Origin of the sequence: Pseudomonas sp. BCRC 81390 (genome assembly GCF_030341915.1) — a bacterium.
Taxonomy (GTDB): Bacteria; Pseudomonadota; Gammaproteobacteria; order Pseudomonadales; family Pseudomonadaceae; genus Aquipseudomonas.
This window is the reverse complement of the sequence record NZ_JATAAG010000019.1, coordinates 162,977-186,444: the sequence shown is the minus strand read 5'-3', so window position 1 is coordinate 186,444 and position 23,468 is coordinate 162,977. Positions and strand designations below refer to the sequence as shown.

The following is a 23,468-nucleotide window of genomic DNA, read 5'->3' as shown; positions in this document are numbered from 1 at the left end:
TCGCGCAACGGACACCTCCCGCAAAAGGACCTGCCCATGCCTTTCCCACGCCTGGCTACACTTGCCGCTGCCCTCTCCCTCAGTCTTGGCTACAGCACCGCCGAGGCCGACGACCAATTGCAGGCCAAGGTCGACCGGATCATTCGGCCACTGATGCAGGAACAAGGTATTGCCGGCATGGCCGTGGCAATCTATGCCCACGACCATGCCCACTACTTCAGCTATGGCGTGGCCAGCAAGGCCGACAATGTGCCGGTCAGCCGCGACACGCTGTTCGAGATCGGTTCACTGAGCAAGACCTACACCGCCAACCTGGTCGCGCTGGCCAGCGCCGAGGGCGCGCTGGACCTCGCCGCACCGGCCAAGCGCTATCACCCGGCCCTGGCCGGGGCCCCCATTGGCGAGGCGAGCGTCCTGGACCTGGGCGCCTACAGCGCTGACTGCCTGCCGTTGCAGTTTCCGGATGCGGTGCAGACACCACAGCAGGTGGTCGATTTCTTCCGCCACTGGCAACCCCGTGCCGAACCTGGCACCCAGCGTTGCTACTCCAACCCCAGCCTGGGTCTGTTCGGTGACCTGGCCGCGCGGGCCCGGCACCAGCCGTTTGCCACGCTGATGAGCGAGGGCCTGCTGGCGAAAATGGGCCTGCAGAACACTTACCTGCAGGTTCCGGCCGACGCCCAGGGGCTGTATGCCCAAGGCTACGACGCCAACGACCAGCCCGTGCGGGTCGGCCCCGGCCCCTACGCAGACGAGGCTTACGGCATCAAGACCAGCGCCAGCGACCTGCTGCGCTATGTGCGCCTGCACATGCAGCCGGACGGCCTGCCTGCCGCCCTGGTGCAAGCGACAACCATCACCCGACAGGGTTACTTCCAGGTTGGCGCCATGACCCAAGGCCTGGGCTGGGAGCGTTACCCATATCCGGTCACGCTGGATACCCTGGTCGACGGCAACAGCCCGCGGCTCATCCGTGAACCGCAGGCAACCACGCGCTTGCAACCTGCCCTGCCCGCGTTGGCGGCCGCCTGGTACAACAAGACCGGCTCGACCAATGGCTTCGGTGCCTACGCCGCTTTCGTGCCCGCCGAACAACTGGCCGTGGTGCTGCTGGCGAACCGCAACTACCCGAACGAAGCCCGCGTTCGCGCCGCCTTTGAGATACTCTCCGGGCTCTAGTAGCGGCTGCGATTGTCAGACAAAACGACACAATGTAGTGAGGAAAAATATTCACTACAAAATGGTTGACGCCGTTCATCGCCCTTGGGCATGATGAAGCCGTCTCCCTGATCGGGAGCGGTGGCAAGGGTGTTCCAGACGGCCTGCGCGGTAACGCAGGCCGTCCGTGGAGAGGGAAACTGTCCAAAAGGCAGCGTGAGAAAGCCCCTGTTGCGATGCTGCTGTAGCAGCCTTGGTAGTGCGCTACACCGTGGTAGCGCCAACTGTGAAAAATCAATACGACTGGGTAATGGGGGCTTTATGATGAACCTGAACAACAATCCGACTATCGACCAATTGGCTCAGCTGTTCGCCGTACGCAAGGACAGCCTTGACGACCACCTGCTGTGGGTCAGCCAGACCGGTGAAGTGCGCCTGGACCGCCTGCCACCGAATACCGTCGAAGATGAATTCGAAGAGCACCTGCCCAGCATGCGTGCGCGCTTCAAGGTCTACCGTCGTGGCCAAGGCTACGTCGGCAAGAAGGCCGCCGCCGACACCGAGTTCGTCGGCCGCGTCCTGCAGACCCTGCAACAGGAATGGCCCGCTGCCCGTGAGCAGCAGGCCGTGAAGGTGATCGAACCGATCAATTGAGGGTTCGCACCCTGCTTGAGCCCGGCCTGCACAGGCCGGGCTTTTTCATGCCTGGCGCCGGTGCTTGCGGGTTTCCGGCAGCGGCAAGGCGCCGGTGGCCATGGCCCGGGCGCGGTTCACGCCCCAGACCAACGCACGGGTCATGGTCTCGCCCGGCCGTGCGGGGTAATACTCCTCCAGCAATGCCCGCCCGTCCCGGCCATACAGACCCAGGAACAGCTGGGTCGCCCCCAGGCGCGACAGGCGCACCTGCACGTCCAGCGTGGTGCCGTCACTGAGCGCTTCATCATGGCAGCGGCTATGCAGCTGGGCATCGGCCCACTGCCAATAGGTCTCTTCCCTGACTCGCATGAGCATTCAATCCTCCGTTACAGGAATGCCACGTCAGGAAACCACAGCCTTGGCAATCCGGCGAGCGCTACCCGGCAATGCCATGAGGCGGATCAACGAATTGCAACAAAAACCCCGCCGTTCGGCGGGGTTGAGCTGAAGCGGGATCACTTTTTCAGCGGCACCCGCGGCATGAAGCGGCCTTTCTTGCTGCGCTGCAGGTGTGCTGGCTGGAGCTGTTCGGAATCATCCAGCGTCATGTGGGCGAAGCCCAGGCGGAATGCCGCCTGGCCGCAACGCACCTGGCTGTTGATCGGGAACGCGTCGTTCAGGTCTTCGAAAAAGGATTCGCTCATGCCCTGTCTCCCTCCAGTGGCGGACGCGCCGACAACCAGAAGGGTTGCCCAGGTAAACGCGCCCAGTGAAAGTGAGACTAGCTGGTCATTTGCAGACCGCCCGGACTGCAACTCCGCACCCGACCAGCGGCCGGGCGCCCTACTTCAGGCGCACCGCCGTGCCGGTGGCAAATACCACGACCATGCCGCCCTGTACCGACGGCATGCTGATCTCGAAATCCACCCCCACTACCGCATCGGCTTGCAACTGGCGTGCCCGCGCTTTCAGTTCTTCGGTGGCCTGTTCCCGGGCCTCGCGCAATGCGCTTTCCAGGGTTTGCGAACGGCCGCCGAAAAAGTCGCGGAAACGTGCAAAGAAATCGCGCACGAAATTGATGCCCTGCACCGATTCGGAGCTGACTACGCCCAGGTATTCGGCAATCGGGCGGCCTTCGAGCTGGCTGGTGGTGGAAATGATCATGGGGTGCACTCCATTGGCCTGGCAAAAGAGACCGATTCTAACAGCCCCCAGGGCCGCACTTCATGCACTGACCGCGCGCAAGCGCTGGCCGATGCGCGCGCCGAACACGTTCACCAGCAGCCCCGCCATCACCAGCAAGGCGCCCCAGCCCTGGGTGGCACTCAGGCGCTCGCCCAGCAACAAGGCCGAGGAGCTCAGGCCAATGACCGGCACCAGCAGCGAAAACGGCGCTACCTTGCCGGCCGGGTGGCGCGACAACAGCTTGCTCCACAGGCTGTAGCCCAGCATGGTGGCGACAAACGCCAGGTAAGCCAGGGCCAATACCGAGCTCCAGCTGATATGCGCCAGGGCATGACCGATGCGCTCCGGCCCCTCCAGCCACCAGGACAAGGCCAGGAACGGCAGCGGCGGGATCAACCCTCCCCAGATCACCAGCGCCACCAGGTCAACCGAGCCAAAGCGCCGGGTGATGATGTTGCCCAGCCCCCACATGGCTCCGCCGCACAGGGTCAGCACCAGCGCCAGCATCGGCACATGGCCGCCGTCTTCGCTGCCGATCAGCGCCAGGCCGCTGGCCGCCACCAGCAGCCCCAGCACGCTGGCCAGGCGCAGCCGTTCGCCGAGAAACAGCGCGGCAAAACCGAGGGTGAAGAAGGCCTGCGACTGCAGGATCAGGGAGGCCAGCCCTGGTGGCATGCCGCTGTACATGGCCTGGAACAGGAAGGCGAACTGGCCCAGGGAAATGGTCGCACCGTAGGCGACCAGCCAGCGCCACGGCAACTGCGGCCGCTTCACCAGCAGAATCGCCGGGAACGCCACCAGCAGGAAGCGCAGTGCCCCCAGCAGCATCGGTGGCAAGCCATCGAGGCCAACCTTGATGACCACGAAGTTGACACCCCATGCAACGATCACCACCAGGGCGATGAGCAGGTCCTTGAGCGGCATTGCGGTATCCTTTTTTCAGGCGTTCTAGACATATTTCGTTACAGCATAAGGCTATTCCCCCGCCGGTAACCAGCACAGTTGCCGTCCATCCTTACGCAACAGTGCACTGTTTCACCTGTGGCAACTTCACTTGACCCTACTTGTATATACATGCTCAGATGCAGGCGATGTCATCCGCCTTGCGTGCCGCCGATGACTGACTCGCCAAGACAACTACAAAGAAGCGGAGCAGCGTATGTCCAGCAAACCCGTAATCGAGCGGCGCTCGATCGACTACATACCCGAAACCGAGCGCCATGGACGCGTATACAGCCAGTTCACCCTGTGGCTGGGCGCCAACTTGCAGATCACTGCCATCGTCACCGGCGCACTGGCCGTGGTGCTCGGCGGCGACGTGTTCTGGTCGCTGATCGGCCTGCTGCTCGGCCAGTTGATCGGCGGCGCGGTGATGGCCCTGCATGCCGCACAGGGCCCGCGCCTGGGGCTGCCGCAGATGATTTCCAGCCGCGTTCAGTTCGGGGTCTATGGTGCGGCCATACCGATGGTACTGGTATGCCTGATGTACCTGGGCTTCACTGCAACCGGCACGGTGCTCTCCGGGCAGGCGATTGGCCAGTTGCTGAGCGTCAGCGACAGTACCGGTATCCTGATCTTCGCCAGCGTCATCGTGCTCGCCACCCTGGCCGGATACCGGGTCATCCACTGGATCGGCAGAGTTGCCAGCGTGCTGGGCATCATTGCCTTCGTCTACCTGTTCAGCCGTATCCTGATGCTGGCTGACATCGGTCAGTTGCTCGACAACCGCCACTTCAGCTGGGCATCGTTCCTGCTCGCCGTCTCACTGGCGGCGTCCTGGCAGATCGCCTTCGGCCCCTATGTCGCCGACTACTCGCGCTACCTGCCAAGCAGCACCTCACCACTCAAGACCTTCCTCGCCGCAGGCCTGGGCTCGGTGATCGGCGCCCAGGCGTCAATGGTCCTCGGCGTATTCGCCGTGGCCATTGCCGGCGGCCAGTTCTCCGGTCGCGAAGTGGCCTACATCGTCGGCCTGGGCGGTGCCGGCGGCACCGCAGCGCTGCTGTATTTCTGCATCGCCTTTGGCAAGGTGACCATCTCGACGCTCAATTCCTATGGCAGCTTCATGTGCATTGCCACCATCATCAGCGGCTTCCGTGGCCACCTGGTGGTCAGCCGCGCACAACGCCTGCTGTTCGTACTGGCTATCGTCGGTGCGGCCACCTTGCTGGCCCTGCTTGGCCAGCATTCGTTTCTCGGTGCGTTCAAATCGTTCATCCTGTTCCTGCTGACGTTCTTCGTGCCATGGAGTGCAGTCAACCTGGTCGACTACTACTTCATCACCAAGGAGCGTTACGACATCCCTGCCCTCGCCGACCCGCGGGGCCGCTATGGCCGCTGGAACTGGCCCGGGATCATCGTCTACAGCGTGGGCGTGCTGATCCAGATGCCGTTCATCGACACCAAGCTGTACACCGGGCCGATGGTCGAGCACCTGGGCGGTGTGGATGTATCGTGGATGATCGGCCTGGTAGTGCCGAGCGTGCTCTACTACCTGGTGGCGCGTAAACGGGCCCACCACGCGCCAGTGTCGATGATCATGCCTGAGACTCGCTGAGTCGCGCAGACACGGGCTGCAGCAGCGGTTATGCAGGAGCGACCTTGTGTCGCGAAAGGGCCGCAAAGCGGCCCTGGCTTCGGCGTTGGCACCGAGTTCTCTGGGGCCGCTTCGCAGCCCTTTCGCGACACTGGGTCGCTGCTACAGCGTCAGCGTTTGGTACCTGACTCAGGCAGCAACGAACAGTTCGTTGGCAATTTGCGCCTGGGCAGTGTCGATCGCCTGGCTGCGCTGCTCTGGGCCGTAGGCCAGGCCATGGGCGCGAACGATTTCCAGGTCGGTGATACCGATGAAGCCGAGGAACACCTTGAGGAAGTCTTCATGCCCGGCAGCGGTCGGCTGGCCAGCGTGCAGGCCACCGGCAGTCGACACCAGCACAACTTTCTTGTTACCGCACAGGCCTTCCGGGCCGGCTTCGGTGTAGCGGAAGGTCTGGCCGGCAACGGCGACGCGGTCGATCCAGGCCTTGAGCTGGGTCGGCACGGTGAAGTTGTACATTGGCGCACCGATTACCACGGCATCCGCAGCAAGGAACTCGGCCAAGGTTTCTGCGCTCAGCCTGGCTTCGAAGGCCTGGGCCGCATCGCGCATGTCTTCCGGGGTGCCTGCCGCTACCAGGGTGGCAGCGGAGAAGTGAGCGATGGCGTCAGCGGCCAGGTCGCGGTACACCACTTCCACGCTTGGGTCGGCCGCTTTCCAGGCCTCGACCACTTCGCGGCTCAGTTGGCGAGAGGCGGAATTGTCGCCCAGGATGCTCGAATCGATATGCAACAGTTTCATGGGACTCTCCTGTGAGTGACGACCGCAGCTGGGCGATCAAGATGGGAAAATCCTATCGAGGTGACCAATGGCTGATAAGACGGCAAAAATGCGTTAGTTTGTCCTACACATGGAACAATGAGACATTCCCATGCAGGACCTCAACGACCTTTTCTACTTTGCCCGCGTGGTCGAAGCCGGTGGTTTCGCAGCCGCCGGGCGCCAGCTGGGCATCCCCAAGTCGCGCCTTTCGCGGCGCATCGCCGAGCTCGAGGAACGCCTGGGCACCCGCCTGCTGCAACGCACCACCCGGCAGTTGAAGCTCACCGCCGTGGGCGAGCGCTACCTGCACCACTGCCAGGCCATGCTGCTGGAGGCCGAAGCCGCCGACGAAGCGGTGGCCAGCATGAGCAGCGAGCCACGTGGGCGCTTGCGGGTGTCCTGCCCGGTGGCGTTGGCCCACGCGTTCCTGCCGGATGTCATCAGCCGCTTTCTCGAGCAATATCCGCTGGTGCAACTGGACATGGTGCTGCTCAACCGCCGCGTCGACCTGATTTCCGAAGGCATCGACGTGGCCTTGCGGGTACGCGACCTGGGCGATGAAGACCCGGCCCTGGTCACCCGCCGCCTGCGCCAGGCACAGATGCAACTGGTGGCCGCGCCGGGTTTCGCCGATCACATCCGCGACCCCGCCGAACTGGCCTCACTACCGGTGCTGGGCGCCGCCGAAGCGGACCGCCTGGTACACTTCCGCCTGTTCGGCCCCCACGGCAAACAGCAAGAAATTGCCCTGGAACCGCGGCTGGCCATCGACGATTTCGTAGTACGTAATGCAGCCGTACGGGCAGGCCTCGGGTTTACCGCGCTGCCCAGCATGTTCTGCGAAGAAGAGCTGGAACGTGGCGAACTGGTGCGCCTGCTGCCGGACTGGTCGCTACCAGGCGGCTACCTGCAGGCGGTGTACCCGCACCGGCGGGGTCTGCTGCCGGCGGTACGGGTGTGGATCGACCACCTGGCGGCCTCATTCGAGGCCTGTGGAGAACGGTATGTCTGAGCGAAGCCTGAGCGAAGCCTGAGCGAAGCCCAGGTGGCGGCGTTCTGCCTGAGCCTGCCAGGGGCACGGGAAGACTACAAATGGGGCGGCATCCGGGTGTTCTCGGTGGCGGGCAACAAGATGTTCGCGGTGCTTGACCTGGCGGGCGCGGGGCTGTCGTTCAAAGTGGCCGACGAGCTGTTTCTCGGCTATTGTGACCGCCCCGGGGTGCGGCCTGCGCCGTATCTGGCGCGGGCGCGGTGGATCAGCATGGCGCTGCCCTACCCGATGGCAGGTGAGGAGCTGTGTGATTTGCTGCAGCGCTCGCACCAGCTGGTGGTGCGGCGCCTGCCCAAGCGGCTGCAGGTGGGGTTGGTGTTGTGATCCCTCTTCGTCGGCATCTTCGCGGCTTCACCTGAAACAGCAGGTTACCCGCGAAGAGGTCGGCACAGCCATGGATCAACCAACGGCCAGATAACGCCCGCCGAGAAACAGCCAGTCCGCCCAGAACACCTGGTGCAGCAGCACGATTCCCCAGCACACCAGCTGATACGAGACCTTGCGCGTCTTGTGCCGAAACAGCTGCTGTGCCAGCAGTGCCCCCGGCCAGCCACCCAGCAGCTCACTGGCATGCAGCAGCTTTTCCGGCGTACGCCTGGCCTGGCTGCGCGCCTGTTGTTTATCCTGCCAGTACAGCAGCAGGCTGACCAGGCTCATCGCCGGGTACAGCGCCAGCAGCCACCAGGCCTGGTCGAGCCAGGCCATGCGCGCCACTCCCAGGCCTGGCAACAGGCACAGCAGGCCCAACAGCAGCAGCTTCAGGCGTACGTTGCGTACGCCCTCGCGCGGTACTGCCCGGGTTGCCTCAGCCATGTGCCGTCGCCCAGTCAACCCAGCCGAACTGCCAGGTCGCCAGAATCAGCAGGCCAAAGGCGATGCGATACCAGGCGAACGCCGCATAGCTGTGGTTGGCAATGAACTTGAGCAGCGCGCGCACTGCGATCATGGCGAAAATGAACGAGGTCACGAAACCAAGGGCAAAGACCGGCAGGTCGCCGGGCTGGAACAGGTCGCGGTACTTGTAGCCCGAGTACACCGCGGCCCCGACCATGGTTGGCATGGCCAGGAAGAACGAGAACTCGGTGGCAGCCTTGCGCGACAGGCCGAACAGCAGGCCGCCGATAATGGTCGAACCGGAGCGCGAAGTGCCCGGAATCATCGCCAGGCACTGGATGAAGCCGATCTTCAGGGCATGGCTCCAGCGCATGTCATCCACATGGTCGACCTCAACACGGTGCTGGCGACGCTCGGCCCAGAGCATGATCACCCCACCCACCACCAATGCCGCCGCTACAGTGATCGGGTTGAACAGGTACTCATGGATCAAGTCGGCGAACAGCACGCCCAGTACCACTGCCGGCAGGAATGCCAGCAACAGGTTGCCGGTGAAACGCCGCGCCGTAGGTTGGCTGGCCAGGCCGAAGACCACGTCGAGGATCTTGCCACGGAACTCCCACACCACTGCCAGGATCGCCGCCAACTGAATGATGATGTTGAAAGCCATGGCCCGTTCGCCACCAAACCCGATCAGGTCGGCGACGATGATCTGGTGGCCGGTGCTGGATATCGGCAGAAATTCCGTCAGCCCTTCGACCACGCCCAAGATGATTGCCTGAATGGCAGTCCAAAAATCCATCGTTCCCCCGCTGGAGCGCTGCTCATGGCAGGCCCCTTGTTCTTGATTTGCTTGAGTTTGCCGCGCGCGGCCCGGCTGTTTTACAGCGACTGCTGGGCGCAACGCCAGTAGAAAAGTTCACGCTGCCTAAAGGTTTCATCTTGCGCGGCCGAAATCCTAGCAGAGTGCCTTTGCGATCGCCTGGTACGAACGCGGCAGACTATCAGTCGCATAGCACTTAGCCATTAGTCGAGTAGGGCCCTCGCCCAAACCATGCTTGGATGCACTTGAATAACAAGAACAATGCGGGAGCTGTGGGATGAAAACCCTGAGATCGATGTCTATCAGCCGCCGCCTGTGGCTGATTCTGCTGGTGGCGGTAGCGATGCTGCTGGTGCTGGGCCTACTGATGCTGCGCCAGATCCATGGCGACCTGTACCAGGCCAAGGCGGAAAAGACCCGCCATGTGGTGCAGACCGCAGCGGGTGTACTGGCGTATTACCAGGGCCTGGAAACGGCCGGCACGCTCAGCCGCGAAGCGGCCCAGCAACAAGCGCTGCAGGTGGTACGGGCCCTGCGCTACGACCACGACGATTATTTCTGGATCAACGATCTGGGGCCGAAGATGATCATGCATCCGGCCAACCCAAAGCTCGACGGCCAGGACCTGTCGGCCATCCGCGACCCTGACGGCTTCGCCGTGTTCAACGAAATGGTCGCCCTGGCCCGGCAACAGGAAGCAGGGCCGGTCAATTACCGTTGGCCCAAGCCCGGTGCCAGCGAGCCGGTGGCCAAGACCTCGTATATTCAGCTGTTCAAGCCGTGGGGCTGGATCATCGGCTCGGGTGTCTACGTCGATGACGTGCAGGCCGAATTCAATCGCCAGTTGCGCGACGCCTCGCTGGTCGGGCTGGCCATTGCCCTGCTCATGGCCCTGGTGGTGATGCTGATTGCCCGCAGCATCGCCCGCCCGCTGCAGGAGGCCGTGCAAGCCATGGGCAACATCGCCAGTGGCGAGAGCGACCTGACCCGGCGCCTTGACACCCATGGCCGCGACGAAATCACTTACCTGGGCGAGCACTTCAACCGCTTCAACGGCAAGCTGCAGGGCGTGATCGGCCAGTTGCAAGGGGCGGCCCATGCCTTGGCGCAGTCCGCCGGGCATGTGGGCGACAACGCCGGCGCCGCGCAACAGCACAGCGCCCAGCAATCGGCACAGATGGACCAGGTGGCCACTGCGGTCAACGAGGTGACCTACGCCGTGCAGGACGTGGCCAAGACCGCCGAGCAGGCCGCCGGGGAAATGCGCACCGCGCAACAGCAGGTAGCACACGGCCAGGAGGCTATCCATGGCAGCCTGGCGCAGATCGACCAGCTATCGCTGACCATCGACCAGGCGGTGCAGGTGATCCGCGACCTGGCCGGGCACAGCACGCGCATCGGCGGTGTGCTGGACGTTATCCGCTCGATCGCCGAGCAGACCAACCTGCTGGCGCTGAACGCGGCCATCGAGGCGGCACGGGCCGGCGAGCAAGGCCGTGGCTTTGCCGTGGTCGCCGACGAGGTGCGCCTGCTGGCGCAACGCACGGCGCAGTCGACGGCCGAGATCCACACCATGATCGAGCACCTGCAAAGCCAGTCGGACGCTGCGGTCAAGGCCATCGACACCAGCAGCGAAGCCTCGCGCCAGACCGTCGAGCAAGCCCGCGAAGCTGGTGCCAGCCTGGACGCCATCAACCAGGCGCTGAACAACCTCACCGCCTTGAATGCCTCGATTGCCAGCGCCACCTTGCAACAGTCGCATGTGGTCGAGGAGATCAACCGCAACGTGCTGGATACCGCCGGTTTGTCGCAACAGACCGCCGATGCGGCGCGGCAGTCCAGCGAGGCCGGGGTGGCGCTGGGGCGGTTGAGCGAAGAACTGGAACAGTTGTTGCGCCAATTCAAGGTGTAGAGTCGAAATGCCGGGGCTGCAAAGCAGCCCCGAATACCCCGACGCCCTACACCTGGCCCAACCGACCCGCTACAATCGCCGCTCTCTCCGATAGTCTCTCCAAGGATCGCCGATGTCCGGCATTGAACTCATCGCCGCCGTCCTCGGCGTCATCGCTGTCTGGCTCACGGTCAAGCAGAACGCCTGGTGCTGGCCGATCGGCCTGGTCATGGTGCTGATCTATGGCTGGCTGTTCTACGAGGTAAAGCTGTATTCAGGCATGCTGCTGCAACTGGCCTACGCCCTTCTGCAGCTGTATGGCTGGTGGCAATGGAAACGCCCGGGCCATGTTGAAGAGGCCCGCCAGGTCTCGCGCCTGCAGCGCCCGGCGCTGCTCAACGGCCTGGCCACCGGGGTGCTGCTGAGCGCCGCACTGGGCGCTGCCATGGCCAACTGGACCGACGCCGCCCTGCCCTGGCTGGACGCCAGCCTGACCGGTTTCAGCCTGGTGGCGCAATTGTGGATGGCACAAAAACGCCTGCAGTGCTGGCCGCTGTGGGTGGTGGTCGACATCATCTACGTTGGCCAGTACCTGCACCAGCAGCTGTACTTCACGGCGGGCTTCTTCGCGGTGCTCACCGTCATTGCCTTGCGCGGCTGGCTGGAATGGCATCGTGACCCGGCGCTGGTACAGCCATGAGCACGGCCCAGGCGATGAAAGTGCTGGTGCTGTGCGGCCCGGAATCCAGCGGTAAAAGCTGGCTAAGCGGCGTGATCCAGGCGCATTTCGGCGGCGTGGTGGTGGCCGAATACGTGCGCCACTTCATTGACCAGGAATGCCGCGACACCTGTTACGCCGACATTCCCACCATCGCCCGCGGCCAGCTGGCGTGGGAAGACAGTGCCCGTGCCAAAGCGCCGCCACTGCTGATTCTGGATACCCACCTGCTCAGCAACATGCTCTGGAGCCAGGCCCTGTTCGGCGATTGCCCGGCCTGGCTGGAGCCAGCGTTGCTGGCGCGGCAGTATCACCTGCACCTGTTGCTCAGCCCGCAAGGGGTGGACTGGGTGGCCGATGGCCAGCGCAGCCAGCCAGCACTGAGCGATCGCCAGCGCTTTTTCGACGACAGCCTGCACTGGCTGCAGCGGCATCACCAGGCATACAAAATAATCGAGGGCAATTGGCCGCAGCGCCAGTTGCTGGCGCTACAAACAGTAACTAGGCTGATTGATAGCGATGCGCCAGCCAGCCCCATCGAGTGTTAACCCGCCGACACAGTGCGGTGGGCCAAGGCTCCCGAAACTGCGGGGGTTGTGCCCGGCTCCGCCGGCAGTGTCAACATGCTGAAACACTGGCGATAATCCCTTCCCGCTCAAGGCCGCCCATGACCTGGCGCATGAACCTTGCGGTTGCCTGTTTCACGGCTGAGACAGAACACGCCGCAGTTTGTCACCCCCTCACGCCAACCTGCTGATTCATAACGGCTTCTCAAAAGCGGCACACCTTCTGCTATCCCGTTCGCATCGCTGACAAGGCCAGCGCGCACAGAAGGAGTTGCCGTCGTGAGGAAAACTGACAAAGGCCTTCATCACCTGCTGTTGCTGGGCTGCGTGCTCGGTTCGTTGAGCCTGACCGCCCAGGCAGACAAGGGCATCATCATCATCACCCGTGACGTGCAGACGCGTAATGCGACGGTCCCGCCGCTGATCCCCGATCCGTCCCCTACCACCGTCAATGCCAATCCGTCCGCCCACGTCCTCAGGCAAACCAACGAACTGAGCGATGGCGACTTCGCCAGCATCAGCAGTGGCGCCGGCATCAGCAACCTGGTCACCCAGCAGACCAACCACCTGGGCGGCAACCTCGGCAACCAGACGCAACTGCCCAACCTTTCCGGCGGGCGCGGCACAGGCTCCGGCAATGGGATCGCCAACATGGTCAACTCCAGCGTGCAGCGCGGCCTCGCCCCGCTGCAGATCCTGACCGGGGGAGGCAAGTGACATGAAGCCCTCGCTACTGATCCTGGCCGCACTGTGCAGTGCCTCGGCGCTCGCCCAATCGCCAGTCCCGGTGCTCAACCACGCTGACATCGACAGCTCCGGCAGCCGCTACCAAGGCAACCTCTCGGTCAACCAGGCTGCAGGTGACCGGCAACAGCAGGCGAATGCGCGCGCCATTGCGGTCGGGCCTGAAGCACATGCCAGCACTCAGATACGGCAACGGCTGGGTACCCCCGCCAACCCGGCAATGGATGCCAGCGCGACTATCCAGGGCAACGCCTTCAGCAACGGCAGCGGTGCCCTCGGGGTCAACCAGAGCGCCGGCGCCAATACCCAGCAAGCGAATGCACTGAGCATCAGCATCGGTGCCCAGCCGCAAAGCATTGATGACAGCGTCCTCCTGCAGCAGAACGTGGCGCTGCTCAACAACTCCGGTGCAACTGACACGCCAACTGGCCATCGCCAGGTCACCACCAGTGACCAGGCCTTCACCGGTAGCCGTGGCGTGATCCAGTTGAACCAGAGTGCCGGGGTGGGAAACCGCATGGCCAACACCCTGAGCATCCGGGTCGCGGATTGACCCGTTCAGTCAAGAACGACACTTAACCTGATAACGTACGGAGAATCACCATGAAACCCTCGATGGCAATCAAGCCTCTGGTTTTCGCAATTGCTGCGGTCATGGCTGTTGCTGTACAAGCTGAACAGAACGACCGGAGTGGCGGGCACCACAACGGTCACCACAATAACGGGCAGCACACCCCTCCTCCCACGAGGATCCCTGTGTTTGCCACTGCCAACGCCATTGACAGCCAGCGCAGCACCGGCAACACCATCACCAACCAGGGCACCGTCAACGAAGCCGAGATGAGCAGCTCGGCCACCGGTGCCAGCGGCAACGTGGGTGTCAACGTGGCAGCCGGTAACGGTAACCAGCAGGACAACGCCGCGGCCATTGCCAACGCATCGTCCGAGTCCAGCCTGGATAACAGCTTCGTGTTCGGTACCGCCGAAGCCACTGCCGACGTTCGCCAGTTCAGCAACAACAACCGCGTTGACAACTGGTCCACCCAGAACTCGGCGGTGATGACCGGCTCGGCCGATGGCGCAGAGGGCAACGTCGGCGTCAACATCGCCGGTGGCGACCTGAACCAGCAGAAGAACACCATGGCCATCGCCAACACCGGTGCTCCGCTGGGCAATGCCACCGCCACCGCCTCGGCCGAGCAGAACGGCCCGGGGCTGGTGGTCAACAACGGCGCCGACCGCACCTACCGGGTGGACACGCTGACCTTCACCACCAGCAAGAGTGGTTCGAGCTCGCGTGAGGGCACGTTCAACTCGACCGACGACCGCAGTGCCTCCTCGAGCTTCAGCGTGGCCGGCTCGCAAAGCGCCAGTTCCAGCGGTTCCAATGGCTGGAGTTCCAGCGGCTCAAGCAGCACCAACGCCAGCGGTTCGCACAGCGCCACTGCCAGCGGCTCCAACAGCTGGAACGCCAGTGGCTCGGTGGCCGGCAACGCCAGTTCGTCGAGCAGTTCCAGCCTGAGCGCCACCCTGGCCGCTGCAGCTGATGCTACCCGTACCCTGAGCACCGATGACGGCCGCCGTGAGCGCACCCGCACCGACAGCTTCGATGCATCGCTCAATGCCTCGCTCAACGTGGACGTCGACCGCTCGCAGGAAAGCGCCTATGACGCATCGTTCGAGAAGGCATTCGACTCGTCGTACGACAAGACTCGCCAATCGAGCTACGAGAAGTCTCGCGACTCTTCGTATGAAAAGGCTCACGAATCGTCGTACGCCAATGCCTCGGAATCGGCGTTTGAAAAGTCTGGCGAGAAGTCGTCGCAATCTTCGAACGACGTGTCGAAGAGCTACAGCGAAAGCAGTGCCTACGACTTGAGCAATACCGTGTCCTTCCAAGTGCTGACCCCGACCGGCTGGGCCAACCCTGTCACCAACACTGCAACCCTTAGCGGTTCGGTGAATGGCGGCAGCGGCAACCTGGGCGTGAACGTGGCGGCCGGTGTGGGCAACCAGCAAAGCAACTCGCTGGCCATTTCCAACACCTCGTTCTGATCGCTGTGCTTGAGGCCCCCTTCGGGGGGCCTCTTCTGAAGACGAAGGGAAGGCATCCGATCATGCGTATTGTCGCCTTGGCGTGTCTGCTGTTCCTGGCCAGCGTGAGCGAGGCTGCACAAATGCCGCTGTCCGTGCTGCCGGGCGGCGCGGTGGTATTCAAACCCATCCAGAGTGTGCGCGAGCGCAAGTTTGCCGACCTGGTGCAACAGAAAACCGACTTCAGCTGCGGCGCCGCCGCACTGGCCACCATCCTGCGCCAGGCCTACTGGTTGGATGTGAACGAGCAACAGATCATCGAAGGCATGCTGGCCCATGCCGACCAGGACCTGGTCCGCACACAGGGCTTCTCGATGCTCGACATGAAACGCTACGTGGAAAGCCTCGGCATGCGTGCCCGCGGTTACCGGGTGGCGCCCGAGACCCTGCACAGCGTACGCATCCCGGTCGTGGTGCTGATGGACGTGCGCGGCTACAAGCACTTCGTGGTCATGCAGAAGGTCGACAAGGGCTGGGTGTACATCGGTGACCCGGTACTGGGCCACAAACGCTACAGGGTCGATGATTTTCTCAAAGGCTGGAACGGCATCATCTTCGCCGTGATCGGCCAGGGCTACGACAAGCACAACGTCTTGCTCGACCCGCCTCTGCCACTGACCGCCAAGGGCCGGGTCAACGACTTCGCCCCGGTGCAGGACGCAGAGCTGCTGGACTTCGGCTTCATCAAAAGCGACTTCTTCTAACGACGCGTCGAACGACAAGGAGCATGACGCTCCGGGGAGCACCCATGAAGAATTCACTGTGGCTCGCAGTGGTGTGCCTGGCAGCCAGCCTGCCAACCCATGGCGAAACGTTCAAGCCCATCGAACTGAAGGACCAGGAGCTGGCGGCGTTGCGCGGACGCTATGTATTACCGGGCCGCATCATCAGTTTCGGCATTGTCATGACCAGTACCTGGCAGAACGCCAATGGCGAAGTAATCGGCGCGACGTCTACCTTGCAGGTCCAGCAGTCGACCATCAAGCCGCAGTTCTACGTCTCGATGGTGAACGAAAAAGCTACCGGCGCAGGCACCCGCAGTGCTTCGTCGGCCGGCACCGGCACGGTCACCGGTGGCGGCGGGCTCAGCAGCACCGAGGGCGTTACCCAGGTGGTGCGTGCGGCGGGCGACAACAACACGGCCTATAACAACGTCGACATCAACGTGACCAAGGCTGACCAGGCGCCAGCCACGCAACCGCAGGGCCAGGTGCTGGCCGCCGGCCAGACCCTGGTCAGCGAGAACGGCGCGGGCGCGCTGAGCATCTCGTCGACCGGTTTGGGCGTGCAACTCAACATCCAGGCCAGCAACAACCAGGGCAGCAGCGCGCAACGGCTGGCGCAAGGCGGCCTGATGCAGAACGCGACGCTGCTTGGCAATGGCAACCAGGTCAACAACGTCACCTCCCTCAATGTGGTCATGCGCGAGAACGTACCGACCGCCGCGTCGTTGAACGGTAGCCTCGACCAACTCAAGGGCCTGCGCACATTCGGATACTGATGATCTTCACGTTCAAAGGCAGTCGGAAGGGACGGCACCTCCATGCACCGATCAATGACGCTCAGAGCAATTGTCTGCTTGACCACCCTGGCCCCGGCCACCCTCCTTTTCGCCGCCAGCGACCCGCAGGTCGAGGCGCTCAAACAGGAACTGATCGAACTCAAACGCCGCTACGAAGCCCAGCAACAGGCGCTGATGGTGCTGGAGCAACGTGTGCGCCAGGTCGAGGAAACCCCGGCAGCGCCCCCGCCCAAACGCCTGGTCAAATCCCCTGCCGAAGGGGTCAGGGGCGCACAGACCGTCGCCTCCGGCGCGCCGGGTAGCAGCGGCAGTTCCTACGGCCAGGCGCTGGCCGCCGACTCCGAGCCGGCGCAGAGCGTGTCCAACCTGTATGACGAGGCCAGCGGCTTTTTCGGCGGTGGCAAGTTCAGCTTCGAAACCGGCATTACCTATACCCACTACGATACCCGCGCCCTGGTGCTGAACGGTTTCCTGGCGCTGGACTCGATCTTCCTGGGCAGTATCAACCTCGACCGGGTCAAGGCCGACAACTGGACCCTGGACATGACCGCGCGCTACAACCTCGCCCAGCGTTGGCAGTTCGATATCAATGTCCCGGTGGTGTACCGCGAATCCACTTACTCGTCCGGCGGTGCAGGTGGCGCCGGGGCGAACACTTCGGATGCTACCGTGACCCGCGACCCGGAAATAGGCGACATCAACGTCGGCATCGCCTACAAGTTCCTCGACGAAGACGAGACCTGGCCCGATGCCGTGGCAACTCTGCGCATCAAGGCCCCGACTGGCAAGGACCCGTATGGCATCAAGTTGCGCGAAGTGCCCGGCAACGACAACCTGTCGGTACCCGAGAGCCTGCCGACCGGCAACGGCGTCTGGGCGATCACCCCAGGCATCTCGCTGGTCAAGACCTTCGACCCCGCCGTGCTGTTCGGCAGCCTGTCCTACACCTACAACATGCAAGACTCGTTCAGCGACATCAGCCCGCAGGTCAACAGCAAAGTGCCGGGTGACGTGAAGCTGGGCGACTCGTGGCAGATCGGCGGCGGTATCGCCTTTGCCCTCAACGAGAAGATGAGCATGTCGTTCTCGGTGTCCGACCAGTTCGCCAGCAAGAGCAAGATCAAACCGGATGGCGGCGACTGGCAGTCGATCTCCAACAGCGACTACAACGCCGCCAACTTCAACATCGGCATGACCTTCGCCGCCACCGACAACCTGACCATCGTGCCCAACCTGTCCATTGGTCTGACCGATGATGCGCCGGACTTTTCCTTCAGCCTGAAATTCCCGTATTACTTCTGATACTTGCCATCGTCCGGGCCCGTGCGCGCGGCTCGGACTTTGGTTACCAGGCGTGTAGCGAAACGTGTTCCCTGGCCCAGGCTGTTATCATCCAGCACAGATGTATGACGTTTTGATGGCAAAAGGGAATTTTTTGTGAAGAACCTGTCAGACCACCTGCCTACCCGGCTTGCCGCACTGGCAACCCTGGTCCTGGTGATCCCACTGGGTACGCGCGCCATGCTGGGTTGGTCCAACCCGCTCGGTTACCTGTCCGACATGGCCCTCGGCAGCGTCCTGGTATTGCTGCTGTACCGCCGGCCCTGGTGGCTGGCCTTGCCCGTGCTGCTGGCATGGGCCGCCCTGTGGGTGGCCTCGGCTGAACTGGTGAGTGCGGTGGGCAGGCTGCCTGCCAGCGCCGACCTGGCCTACCTGGCCGACCCGCAGTTCATGGAGAATTCGACTGGCGGTGGCCTGGCCCATGCCTGGCTGCCCTGGGCGCTGGGCATCGGCCTGCTGGCCTGGCTGGTCAGCAGCTGGCGTCACCGCACTCACCCGAGCCGGCCGCTGCCGCGCAAGGCCTGGGCCATTCCGCTGTTGCTGTTCGCTGGCCATTGGGGCAGCCAGCAACTGGCACCTGCCGATGCCGAGCAATGGCGCCTGTACAACCTCCCCCATCAACTGATGTCGGCCGCCGTCGGCGATCTGCAGCGCCACGTCGAGGCCTGGACAGGGCAGACACGAACCTTCACGCCGCTGGCCAGCAATGGCCTGACCCAATCCGACCTGCATGGCCAGCGCCTGCTCGCCGGGCCGGGCACGGCCCGCAACCTGCTGCTCATCACCCTGGAAGGGATCCCCGGTGCCTACCTGCGGCCTAACCGCCAGGCCCTGCACAGCCGCTTCGACACAGAGCTGATGCCCAGGCTCAGCCACTGGGCCGAACGCGGCATGAACACCCCGGACTATGTGCTGCACACCCACCAGACCATCCGTGGCCTGTATGCCATGCTTTGTGGCGACTACGACAAGCTGGCCAACGGCACACCCAAGGGGGTCGAGCTGCTGACCCAGAACGAACGCAACCAGGCCTGCCTGCCGGCGCAGCTGCGCCAGGCCGGCTTCACCACCCACTATCTGCAGGGGGCCGGCCTGCGCTTCATGGCCAAGGACCGCATCATGCCGCACATCGGCTTTGATGCAGTGCAGGGTGTTGAATGGTTCCGCAACAGCAACTACCTGGAGTTTCCCTGGGGCAAGGACGACCGGGCCTTCTTCGAAGGTGCCCTGGGCTATGTCGACCAGTTGCAGAAGCAGGACAAGCCCTGGATGCTGACCCTGCTCACCGTGGGCACCCACCAGCCCTACTCGGCCCCTGCCGAATACCTCGAGCGCTACGACACACCGAAACAGGCAGCCGTCGCCTACCTCGATGACGCGCTGGGTGCCTTCCTCGATAGCCTCGAGCGCCAGGGCGTGCTCAAGGATACCCTGGTGGTCATCACCTCCGATGAATCCCATGGTATCGATGGCGTGCGCCTGGCCTCGTCGTGGGGCTTCAACCTCACCCTGGCGCCGGAACAGGCGCAGTTGCCACGGATCAAGCGTGGCACCTACGGCCATGTCGACCTGGCGGCCTCGCTGCTGGACTACTTTGCCCTGCCCATCCCCATGGCGCTGGGTGGACGCTCACTTTACCGCGACTATGACAGCGGTCGCGAAATGATCTCGTACACCAACAGCATGCTGCGCTATCACGACGGCCAAGGCGTGTTCACAGAATGTGACTTTCAGCAGCGCTGCCGGCGTTATGCCAGCGAGGGTTTCATCGCCGACCGGGCGCGCTACCTTGGGCCGGGCGACAGCTTGCTCGGCCAGCAGATCGCAGCGCTGGCCGGGGTGCTCGACCAATCCCTGCAACACACGCCGCTGAACCTGCGCTACCAGTTCGGTGGCCCCTCACCCATCCGCCTGCGCAAGCGCATCCACGATGACTGGGCCGACAACCTGATCGGGGCACAATACCTGGAAATGCCCGAGGGCACGCACACCCGCGTGCGGGTCAAGGTGCGCTCGCTGGACCCAAAGCGCGCCGCCTATATCCAGCTCAAGGCCAAGCAGTCGGAACAGGACGTTCCGCTGGGCTTGCCTGAGCAGATGAAAGTCACCGCCGATGAGCCATTGGAAATGGAGTTCGGCTTTGACAACCCGACCGCGCGCAAGGCGTTTTCCTTCCACTTGCTGGGCTATGGCGGTGGTCAGGTCGAGGTGAGCGACTTCAGCGTGATTACCGCGCTGCCCGGCGAGGATGACGTCGCGGACGAAATGGCCGACGGGCATATTGCCCATTCGGGATGACTATCGATGCCGCTCATCGGGCTGCAGGTATTGCCTGTCGATTACGGCCGCCGGTGCTCGACCAGTGTGTGAACCCCTGACGTGGAGACAGCACCATGAGCACCAGCGAAAGCAGGCACCCGGTGGTTTCCCGCAGCCAGTGGCTGGCGGCACGCCAGCAGCTGTGGCTGCACGAAAAGGCCTTGACCCACCATCACGACGCGCTGGCCGCAGCGCGTCGTGCCTTGCCCTGGGTAAAGGTCGAGCAGCACTATCGCTTTCACGGGCCCGACGGCGAACTGGACCTGGCCGGCCTGTTTGCCGGCCGCAGCCAGCTGTTGGTCTACCACTTCATGTTCGCCGAGGGCTGGATCGAAGGCTGCCACGGCTGCTCGTTCCTCGCCGACCATTTTGACGGCGCCAACCTGCACCTGGCGCACCACGATGTGTCGCTGGTAGCCGTGTCGCGGGCACCCTATGCGCAATTCCAGGCGTTCCGCCAGCGCATGGGCTGGCGGTTTGCCTGGTATTCGTCACATGGCAGCAGCTTCAACGAGGACTTCGGGGTGAGTGTCGGCCACGAAGGCCAGCGCCAGTACAACTACGCGCCGTATGACGGCGAAGAAAGCGAGTTGCCCGGGCTGAGCGCGTTCTACCGGGAGCCGGATGGTAGTGTGTACCACACCTACTCCACCTATGCGCGCGGGCTGGATATCCTGGTCAATACCTACAACTTTCTCGACATTGCGCCACTGGGGCGCAATGAAGGCGGAACCATGGACTGGGTCCGGCACCATGACCGCTATGAAGGGCAAGCAGCGCCAGGCCATTGCTGCCATGAATGACCCACTGCAGGAGCGGCCGTGTGCCGCGAGAGAGCCGCCCCTGCAAGCAGTCACATCATGCGCGTACACCCAGCATGCCGCGCTCGACGATGAAATCGATCACCGCCTGCAACCCCTCGCCCTTCTTCAGGTTGCTGAAAGTCCAAGGCCGCTGCGGGCGCATGCGCTGGGTATCGCGCTCCATCACCTCCAGCGACGCCCCTACATAAGGCGCCAGGTCGGTCTTGTTGATGACCAGGAAGTCCGACTTGGTGATCCCCGGGCCGCCCTTGCGCGGTATCTTTTCGCCTTCGGCCACGTCGATCACGTAGATGGTCAGGTCCGCCAGCTCCGGGCTGAACGTGGCGCTGAGGTTGTCACCGCCACTTTCGACAAAAATCACCTCCAGGTTGCCAAACTTGCGCGCCAGCGCTTCGACCGCCGCCAGGTTCATCGAGGCGTCCTCGCGTATCGCCGTGTGCGGGCAGCCGCCGGTCTCCACGCCGACAATGCGCTCCGGTTCAAGGGCGCCGGCTTCGGTAAGAATGCGCTGGTCTTCCTTGGTGTAGATATCGTTGGTCACCACTGCGATCTGGTAGTGGTCACGCATGGCCTTGCACAAGGCCTCGAGCAATGCGGTCTTGCCGGAGCCGACCGGGCCGCCGACACCGACGCGCAGGGGTTGTTGATAGCTTTGCATGCAGGCAGTCCTCAAGAACGGAACAAACGGGTGTATTGGGTTTCGTGACGCGACGAGGCAATGGCCAACAACGGCAGGCCACTGCCGAGCTGGTCATCGCCCAGGGCCAAGGCCTGATCAAGGGCGGCCGGCAAACCTGTGCCCAGATCGCGCAGCAAGGTCTGGGCAGCCTGCTGGCCGAACGGCACCAGCTTGACCCCGGCCATTACCGCGCCCTCCAGCCAGGCAAAGCCATGGCCCAAAGCCAACTGGCGTAGCGGGATTGCCCAGTGCACGGCCAACCAGGCCATGCCGCCCAGTTGGGTGAGTTCGAGGCTGGCGCGCCACGCCGGTGCCTGGCCCAGCTGCCAACCATCGAGCAGGCGTGCCAGTGCAGCGCCACGTTGCTGCTCCTCCAGGCGCAGCTCGGCGGTTTCGCGGTTGGCCAGCAAAAAACGGCTCCAGCGGCCGAAGGCCTCGGCGTCCTCGGCCTGGCAGGCCTGGTACAGGCGCGCCAGCACCGGCCAGTCGAGCCCGGCCAGGGTGTCGTCGACCTGTTCACGCTGCCAGGCAGCGAAACCGTCCACGCCCCGCACCCAGCCCGCCTCGACCGCCCATTCCAGGCCCTGCGAATAGGTAAAGCCGCCCACCGGCAAGCCGGGGCTGGCCAACTGCAGCAGGCGCAGCAACGCCAGGTCGCTGTCCATCAACCGGCCAGCACCAGCGCGGCGCCAGCCAGCAGGCCGCCGCCAAAGGCTTTCTGCAGGCCGCTGTGGCGGCGCAACAGGCAACCGAGGGCAAAGCCGGCCGCCAGCAGCAACCCGCTGACGGTGACAAAGCCGGCGCTGAACTGCCAGAACGCGCTTGGCGTCGCTTCCACGCCATGGGCCCAGCCATGGAACAGGGCGAACACTGGCATGGCCATGGCCAGCAGCAGTTGCCGAGCGGGTAGCAACACGGCGGCGGCAGCCACCAGCAGCGACACGGCGATCAGGGTTTCCATGCCCAATACGTCGCCGAACAGATGACCACACAGCGCACCGCCGAACATGGCAGCCAAGGTAGCCGCAGGCAGCGCCAGGCTGCGCCGGGTCAAGGCGGCAAGCACGCCGGTGCCGAGCAACATCAGCAGGTGGTCAAGGCCGGTCAGCGGGTGCAGCAAGCCATCCTGCAGCGGCTGGCTGTCGTGGCCCGGGTGGGCGAAGGCTGGCAGCGCCAGCATCAGCAGAAACAGGGCGAAAGTCTTTTTCATCGGTTGCTCCAGGCAGTTCAGGAATGGGCGGGCAAGCGCACGAACGGGTGATCGTGCGCATGACCATGGCTATGGCTATGCGGTGCGCTCTGATAGGCGCCCGCCTCCGGTTCGAACGGCGCTTGCTCGGCCTCCACCGCCAGGCCCAGGCCACGCAGCATGTCGTCGAGCACATGGTCATGCTGGAAGCGCAACAGGCCGGGTTCGATCTGCAGCGGCACATGGCGGTTGCCCAGGTGATAGGCAGCGCGTGCCAGCAGGTGCGGGTCGGCGCAGCGTACCGTGGACACCGCCTCGGGCGCCGCCAGCACGCGGATCAGCTGGGTACCTTCGGCATCGGCCAGCAGCTCGCCGCCGCGTAGCAGGTGGCCACGCTCAAGCATCAGCCCGGCTTCGCGGCCATCGTCGAGGGTTACCCGCAGGCGGCTTTTGATCCGGCTGTCCACGTCAAGGGTGACGCTGCCGGTTTCGCCCAGCGGGCCGGGTTCGGTGATTCGGCGGGTCAAGACAATCAT

The 23,468-nt window shown here is 63.7% G+C and carries 27 protein-coding genes and 1 pseudogene; 17 read left to right on the top strand and 11 right to left on the bottom strand.

Going from position 1 to position 23,468, the window contains the following annotated elements; all coding sequences use genetic code 11:
• The first annotated feature begins 36 nt into the window (after positions 1–36).
• On the top strand, positions 37–1,179 hold the full coding sequence (gene ampC, locus QSV36_RS09760) for a class C beta-lactamase (RefSeq protein WP_289131384.1): 1,143 nt from the start codon (positions 37–39) through the stop codon (positions 1,177–1,179).
• 300 nt (positions 1,180–1,479) lie between these two features.
• A complete protein-coding gene (locus tag QSV36_RS09755) occupies positions 1,480–1,812 on the top strand; it encodes a hypothetical protein (RefSeq protein WP_225778058.1) in 333 nt (110 codons plus the stop codon).
• 45 nt (positions 1,813–1,857) lie between these two features.
• Here the strand turns inward: QSV36_RS09755 and QSV36_RS09750 are convergent, their stop codons facing one another.
• The 4 genes from QSV36_RS09750 to QSV36_RS09735 all read right to left on the bottom strand — a co-directional run bounded on the left by QSV36_RS09750 (position 1,858) and on the right by QSV36_RS09735 (position 3,903).
• A complete protein-coding gene (locus tag QSV36_RS09750; RefSeq protein WP_289131383.1) occupies positions 1,858–2,169 on the bottom strand; it encodes a hypothetical protein in 312 nt (103 codons plus the stop codon).
• 140 nt (positions 2,170–2,309) lie between these two features.
• Positions 2,310–2,498: a hypothetical protein gene (locus tag QSV36_RS09745; protein WP_003253897.1), complete on the bottom strand. Its 189-nt coding sequence runs from the start codon at positions 2,496–2,498 to the stop codon at positions 2,310–2,312.
• A 139-nt stretch (positions 2,499–2,637) separates the two neighbouring features.
• The gene (locus tag QSV36_RS09740; RefSeq protein WP_003258990.1) at positions 2,638–2,958 is read right to left on the bottom strand and encodes a YbjQ family protein; all 321 of its coding nucleotides are present in this window, start codon (positions 2,956–2,958) and stop codon (positions 2,638–2,640) included.
• 60 nt (positions 2,959–3,018) lie between these two features.
• Entirely contained in the window at positions 3,019–3,903 is an 885-nt protein-coding gene (locus QSV36_RS09735; protein ID WP_289131382.1) for an EamA family transporter, read from the bottom strand.
• 235 nt (positions 3,904–4,138) lie between these two features.
• Here QSV36_RS09735 and QSV36_RS09730 point away from each other — a divergent pair, with 235 nt between their 5' ends.
• The gene (locus tag QSV36_RS09730) at positions 4,139–5,536 is read left to right on the top strand and encodes a purine-cytosine permease family protein (RefSeq protein ID WP_289131381.1); all 1,398 of its coding nucleotides are present in this window, start codon (positions 4,139–4,141) and stop codon (positions 5,534–5,536) included.
• Positions 5,537–5,704: 168 nt separating this feature from the next.
• Here QSV36_RS09730 and QSV36_RS09725 read toward each other — a convergent pair whose 3' ends face one another.
• Entirely contained in the window at positions 5,705–6,316 is a 612-nt protein-coding gene (locus QSV36_RS09725; RefSeq protein WP_289131380.1) for an FMN-dependent NADH-azoreductase, read from the bottom strand.
• A gap of 130 nt (positions 6,317–6,446) precedes the next feature.
• Between QSV36_RS09725 and QSV36_RS09720 the strand changes: the two genes are divergently transcribed.
• Complete coding sequence (locus QSV36_RS09720; protein WP_289131379.1) at positions 6,447–7,349, top strand: LysR substrate-binding domain-containing protein; 903 nt, start codon at positions 6,447–6,449, stop codon at positions 7,347–7,349.
• 18 nt (positions 7,350–7,367) lie between these two features.
• Positions 7,368–7,712: an MmcQ/YjbR family DNA-binding protein gene (locus QSV36_RS09715; protein WP_289131540.1), complete on the top strand. Its 345-nt coding sequence runs from the start codon at positions 7,368–7,370 to the stop codon at positions 7,710–7,712.
• A gap of 75 nt (positions 7,713–7,787) precedes the next feature.
• Here QSV36_RS09715 and QSV36_RS09710 read toward each other — a convergent pair whose 3' ends face one another.
• Complete coding sequence (locus tag QSV36_RS09710; protein WP_289131378.1) at positions 7,788–8,201, bottom strand: DUF1294 domain-containing protein; 414 nt, start codon at positions 8,199–8,201, stop codon at positions 7,788–7,790.
• Positions 8,194–9,024, bottom strand: a complete 831-nt coding sequence (locus tag QSV36_RS09705) for an undecaprenyl-diphosphate phosphatase (RefSeq protein ID WP_289131377.1) — start codon at positions 9,022–9,024, stop codon at positions 8,194–8,196. The genes QSV36_RS09710 and QSV36_RS09705 overlap by 8 nt, the downstream gene beginning before the upstream one ends.
• A 298-nt stretch (positions 9,025–9,322) precedes the next feature.
• Here QSV36_RS09705 and QSV36_RS26035 point away from each other — a divergent pair.
• The 12 genes and pseudogenes from QSV36_RS26035 to QSV36_RS09650 form a co-directional block, all read left to right on the top strand.
• Positions 9,323–10,084 (top strand): annotated as a pseudogene (locus QSV36_RS26035) (cache domain-containing protein); the annotation flags it as partial.
• Between the two features lie 138 nt (positions 10,085–10,222).
• On the top strand, positions 10,223–10,957 hold the full coding sequence (locus QSV36_RS26030) for a methyl-accepting chemotaxis protein (RefSeq protein ID WP_502945664.1): 735 nt from the start codon (positions 10,223–10,225) through the stop codon (positions 10,955–10,957).
• A gap of 112 nt (positions 10,958–11,069) precedes the next feature.
• Positions 11,070–11,636, top strand: a complete 567-nt coding sequence (pnuC, locus tag QSV36_RS09695; RefSeq protein WP_289131375.1) for a nicotinamide riboside transporter PnuC — start codon at positions 11,070–11,072, stop codon at positions 11,634–11,636.
• On the top strand, positions 11,633–12,202 hold the full coding sequence (locus QSV36_RS09690) for an AAA family ATPase (protein WP_289131374.1): 570 nt from the start codon (positions 11,633–11,635) through the stop codon (positions 12,200–12,202). The genes pnuC and QSV36_RS09690 overlap by 4 nt, the downstream gene beginning before the upstream one ends.
• Before the next feature lie 297 nt (positions 12,203–12,499).
• Positions 12,500–12,937 carry a functional amyloid chaperone FapA gene (gene fapA, locus QSV36_RS09685; protein WP_225778070.1) on the top strand — a complete coding sequence of 146 codons (438 nt, stop codon included), beginning with the start codon at positions 12,500–12,502 and terminating at the stop codon, positions 12,935–12,937.
• A gap of 1 nt (position 12,938) precedes the next feature.
• A complete protein-coding gene (gene fapB / locus QSV36_RS09680) occupies positions 12,939–13,517 on the top strand; it encodes a fibril amyloid subunit FapB (RefSeq protein ID WP_289131373.1) in 579 nt (192 codons plus the stop codon).
• A 50-nt stretch (positions 13,518–13,567) separates the two neighbouring features.
• The gene (gene fapC / locus QSV36_RS09675; RefSeq protein ID WP_289131371.1) at positions 13,568–15,019 is read left to right on the top strand and encodes an amyloid-like fimbrin subunit FapC; all 1,452 of its coding nucleotides are present in this window, start codon (positions 13,568–13,570) and stop codon (positions 15,017–15,019) included.
• Between the two features lie 62 nt (positions 15,020–15,081).
• Positions 15,082–15,762: a fibril amyloid maturation endopeptidase FapD gene (fapD, locus tag QSV36_RS09670; RefSeq protein WP_289131370.1), complete on the top strand. Its 681-nt coding sequence runs from the start codon at positions 15,082–15,084 to the stop codon at positions 15,760–15,762.
• Positions 15,763–15,806: 44 nt separating this feature from the next.
• Positions 15,807–16,559, top strand: a complete 753-nt coding sequence (gene fapE / locus QSV36_RS09665; RefSeq protein ID WP_289131369.1) for a fibril amyloid subunit FapE — start codon at positions 15,807–15,809, stop codon at positions 16,557–16,559.
• 42 nt (positions 16,560–16,601) lie between these two features.
• Positions 16,602–17,882: a fibril amyloid transporter FapF gene (fapF, locus tag QSV36_RS09660; protein WP_289131368.1), complete on the top strand. Its 1,281-nt coding sequence runs from the start codon at positions 16,602–16,604 to the stop codon at positions 17,880–17,882.
• Positions 17,883–18,017: 135 nt separating this feature from the next.
• The gene (locus QSV36_RS09655) at positions 18,018–20,219 is read left to right on the top strand and encodes an LTA synthase family protein (protein WP_289131367.1); all 2,202 of its coding nucleotides are present in this window, start codon (positions 18,018–18,020) and stop codon (positions 20,217–20,219) included.
• A gap of 95 nt (positions 20,220–20,314) precedes the next feature.
• Entirely contained in the window at positions 20,315–21,043 is a 729-nt protein-coding gene (locus QSV36_RS09650; RefSeq protein WP_289131366.1) for a DUF899 domain-containing protein, read from the top strand.
• A 55-nt stretch (positions 21,044–21,098) separates the two neighbouring features.
• Here the strand turns inward: QSV36_RS09650 and ureG are convergent, their stop codons facing one another.
• The 4 genes from ureG to ureE are packed head-to-tail and all read right to left on the bottom strand — an operon-like array spanning position 21,099 to position 23,468.
• Positions 21,099–21,722, bottom strand: coding sequence for an urease accessory protein UreG (gene ureG, locus QSV36_RS09645; RefSeq protein ID WP_003253923.1), 624 nt, complete (start codon positions 21,720–21,722; stop codon positions 21,099–21,101).
• Positions 21,723–21,733: 11 nt separating this feature from the next.
• Complete coding sequence (locus QSV36_RS09640; protein ID WP_289131365.1) at positions 21,734–22,408, bottom strand: urease accessory protein UreF; 675 nt, start codon at positions 22,406–22,408, stop codon at positions 21,734–21,736.
• Positions 22,408–22,953 (bottom strand): HupE/UreJ family protein, encoded by a 546-nt coding sequence (locus QSV36_RS09635; protein WP_289131364.1) that lies wholly within the window; start codon positions 22,951–22,953, stop codon positions 22,408–22,410. The genes QSV36_RS09640 and QSV36_RS09635 overlap by 1 nt, the downstream gene beginning before the upstream one ends.
• A gap of 17 nt (positions 22,954–22,970) precedes the next feature.
• Positions 22,971–23,468: an urease accessory protein UreE gene (gene ureE, locus QSV36_RS09630; RefSeq protein ID WP_289131363.1), complete on the bottom strand. Its 498-nt coding sequence runs from the start codon at positions 23,466–23,468 to the stop codon at positions 22,971–22,973.

Bases quoted from the DNA above. Each gene is read 5' to 3' on its own strand.
- ampC (WP_289131384.1), top strand. From the start codon at position 37: ATGCCTTTCCCACGCCTGGCTACACTTGCCGCTGCCCTCTCCCTCAGT.
- QSV36_RS09755 (WP_225778058.1), top strand. From the start codon at position 1,480: ATGATGAACCTGAACAACAATCCGACTATCGACCAATTGGCTCAGCTG.
- QSV36_RS09750 (WP_289131383.1), bottom strand. From the start codon at position 2,169: ATGCTCATGCGAGTCAGGGAAGAGACCTATTGGCAGTGGGCCGATGCC.
- QSV36_RS09745 (WP_003253897.1), bottom strand. From the start codon at position 2,498: ATGAGCGAATCCTTTTTCGAAGACCTGAACGACGCGTTCCCGATCAAC.
- QSV36_RS09740 (WP_003258990.1), bottom strand. From the start codon at position 2,958: ATGATCATTTCCACCACCAGCCAGCTCGAAGGCCGCCCGATTGCCGAA.
- QSV36_RS09735 (WP_289131382.1), bottom strand. From the start codon at position 3,903: ATGCCGCTCAAGGACCTGCTCATCGCCCTGGTGGTGATCGTTGCATGG.
- QSV36_RS09730 (WP_289131381.1), top strand. From the start codon at position 4,139: ATGTCCAGCAAACCCGTAATCGAGCGGCGCTCGATCGACTACATACCC.
- QSV36_RS09725 (WP_289131380.1), bottom strand. From the start codon at position 6,316: ATGAAACTGTTGCATATCGATTCGAGCATCCTGGGCGACAATTCCGCC.
- QSV36_RS09720 (WP_289131379.1), top strand. From the start codon at position 6,447: ATGCAGGACCTCAACGACCTTTTCTACTTTGCCCGCGTGGTCGAAGCC.
- QSV36_RS09710 (WP_289131378.1), bottom strand. From the start codon at position 8,201: ATGGCTGAGGCAACCCGGGCAGTACCGCGCGAGGGCGTACGCAACGTA.
- QSV36_RS09705 (WP_289131377.1), bottom strand. From the start codon at position 9,024: ATGGATTTTTGGACTGCCATTCAGGCAATCATCTTGGGCGTGGTCGAA.
- QSV36_RS26030 (WP_502945664.1), top strand. From the start codon at position 10,223: ATGGACCAGGTGGCCACTGCGGTCAACGAGGTGACCTACGCCGTGCAG.
- pnuC (WP_289131375.1), top strand. From the start codon at position 11,070: ATGTCCGGCATTGAACTCATCGCCGCCGTCCTCGGCGTCATCGCTGTC.
- QSV36_RS09690 (WP_289131374.1), top strand. From the start codon at position 11,633: ATGAGCACGGCCCAGGCGATGAAAGTGCTGGTGCTGTGCGGCCCGGAA.
- fapB (WP_289131373.1), top strand. From the start codon at position 12,939: ATGAAGCCCTCGCTACTGATCCTGGCCGCACTGTGCAGTGCCTCGGCG.
- fapC (WP_289131371.1), top strand. From the start codon at position 13,568: ATGAAACCCTCGATGGCAATCAAGCCTCTGGTTTTCGCAATTGCTGCG.
- fapD (WP_289131370.1), top strand. From the start codon at position 15,082: ATGCGTATTGTCGCCTTGGCGTGTCTGCTGTTCCTGGCCAGCGTGAGC.
- fapE (WP_289131369.1), top strand. From the start codon at position 15,807: ATGAAGAATTCACTGTGGCTCGCAGTGGTGTGCCTGGCAGCCAGCCTG.
- fapF (WP_289131368.1), top strand. From the start codon at position 16,602: ATGCACCGATCAATGACGCTCAGAGCAATTGTCTGCTTGACCACCCTG.
- QSV36_RS09650 (WP_289131366.1), top strand. From the start codon at position 20,315: ATGAGCACCAGCGAAAGCAGGCACCCGGTGGTTTCCCGCAGCCAGTGG.
- ureG (WP_003253923.1), bottom strand. From the start codon at position 21,722: ATGCAAAGCTATCAACAACCCCTGCGCGTCGGTGTCGGCGGCCCGGTC.
- QSV36_RS09640 (WP_289131365.1), bottom strand. From the start codon at position 22,408: ATGGACAGCGACCTGGCGTTGCTGCGCCTGCTGCAGTTGGCCAGCCCC.
- QSV36_RS09635 (WP_289131364.1), bottom strand. From the start codon at position 22,953: ATGAAAAAGACTTTCGCCCTGTTTCTGCTGATGCTGGCGCTGCCAGCC.
- ureE (WP_289131363.1), bottom strand. From the start codon at position 23,468: ATGATTGTCTTGACCCGCCGAATCACCGAACCCGGCCCGCTGGGCGAA.